Raw genomic sequence first — 1354 nt, 5'->3', positions numbered from 1 at the left:
GACGTGCTGGGCCTGCTGGCCTCGCACCCGAATCCGAAGCGCGCGCCAGGTAGCCGCATCGTCGTGTCCATCGACAAGGACATGCAGACGATCCCCGGCATCCGTCTCTACAACCCCAACCGTCCCGACGTGGGCGTCCGGCCGATCTCGGCTCACGACGCTGACCTGTTCTGGATGAAGCAGGTGCTCACGGGCGACCAGGTGGACAACTACCCCGGCTTCCCCGGCATCGGCCACAAGGGCGCGGACGAGCTGCTCATGCCAATCCACGAGGCGTACCGCGATGCGTCCGTCGAGGAGCACCTCGGCGCGCTGTGGAACACCGTCGTCACCACCTACACCACCCGCATCCCCCGCGGCGGCACCGAGCCGCTGTCGAAGCACGATGCGATCCGCCAAGCACGCCTCGCGCGAATCCTGCGCTACGGCGACTACAACCCCAAGACCAAGGAAGTGAAGCTGTGGAAACCCTGATCCTGTTCATCACCATCGTCGCCGTGCTGGCCGTGCTGTTCGCCTTCGTCGCCTACGGCGCTGCCTGGCTGTGGTGGCGCAGCCTCAACACCCTCGAACGTGCCATGTACCGCGACGCCGCCAGTATCAAGCTGTGGCCCGCTGCTGTCGGCGCTGTCGGCGTTGCTTGGCTGGTCGCACGCTCGCTCGCGTGACGATTAGCCCCGCTTGGCCCTAGCGTTCTCCCAATCAGCAATTAATTCGTCCCGGACGTGATCCGCTGCAACCGGACGCACAACCTTGTCATGCAAAAACACTGTGACTGTCGGTTTGCCGTCAGCGGTCTCGCCGCCGACCACCTTGAGATTTACCAGCGACTGCACCCTATTGACGAGATTGTCGTGGTCTTGCTGAGCCTTAGCGGGAGGGGAATGCTCGTAACTCGCCTCAGCGGCTACGAAGCCGTAAATCCTGTCTGCGTAGTTCTGTTGCGTGTGCGTTACTTGTTCGTATTCGGCGTACTCGATCCCGTCCATAAGCGGCTCCTTTTCTGACCGCTGAGTATGCGGCATTAACATCCCTGTTGGTAACTGGCCCGCTTCGTGCGGGCCTTTCCTTTTCTGGAGTCCCCATGAAGATCATCGGAATTACCGGCCGCGCCCGTAGCGGCAAAGACACCCTGGCCGAGTTCCTGGTCAGCGACCACGGCTTCGTGAAGCTGTCCTTCGCGGCCCCGATCCGCGCCTTCGTGGCGGACATCACCGGCCTGCCGGTGTCCGCGATGGAGGACGGCCCGCTCAAGGAGGAGCCGCTCGACTGGCTCAACGGGCAGACCCCGCGCCGCCTGATGCAGACCGTGGGCACCGAGTGGGGCCGCGAAATGATCGACCGCGACCTGTGG

General features: G+C 63.6%; 3 protein-coding genes and 1 pseudogene. 3 read left to right on the top strand and 1 reads right to left on the bottom strand.

Annotated elements, in window-relative coordinates; all coding sequences use genetic code 11:
- Both AB0E19_RS38735 and AB0E19_RS38730 read left to right on the top strand, forming a co-directional pair.
- The coding region (locus AB0E19_RS38735) for a hypothetical protein (RefSeq protein WP_362189952.1) at positions 1-474 on the top strand (474 nt) is incomplete at its 5' end.
- The gene (locus tag AB0E19_RS38730) at positions 462-668 is read left to right on the top strand and encodes a hypothetical protein (protein WP_049397854.1); all 207 of its coding nucleotides are present in this window, start codon (positions 462-464) and stop codon (positions 666-668) included. The genes AB0E19_RS38735 and AB0E19_RS38730, both read left to right, overlap by 13 nt.
- 3 nt (positions 669-671) lie before the next feature.
- Here AB0E19_RS38730 and AB0E19_RS38725 read toward each other — a convergent pair whose 3' ends face one another.
- Entirely contained in the window at positions 672-989 is a 318-nt protein-coding gene (locus AB0E19_RS38725; protein ID WP_150359514.1) for a hypothetical protein, read from the bottom strand.
- 95 nt (positions 990-1084) lie between these two features.
- Here AB0E19_RS38725 and AB0E19_RS38720 point away from each other — a divergent pair.
- Positions 1085-1354, top strand: a pseudogene (locus AB0E19_RS38720) (hypothetical protein); the annotation flags it as partial.

Origin of the sequence: Streptomyces sp. NPDC047974 (assembly GCF_040653375.1) — a bacterium.
Classification (GTDB): Bacteria; Actinomycetota; Actinomycetes; order Streptomycetales; family Streptomycetaceae; genus Streptomyces.
Note: the sequence above shows the minus strand (reverse complement) of the source record. Positions and strands in the feature narration are given on the sequence as shown.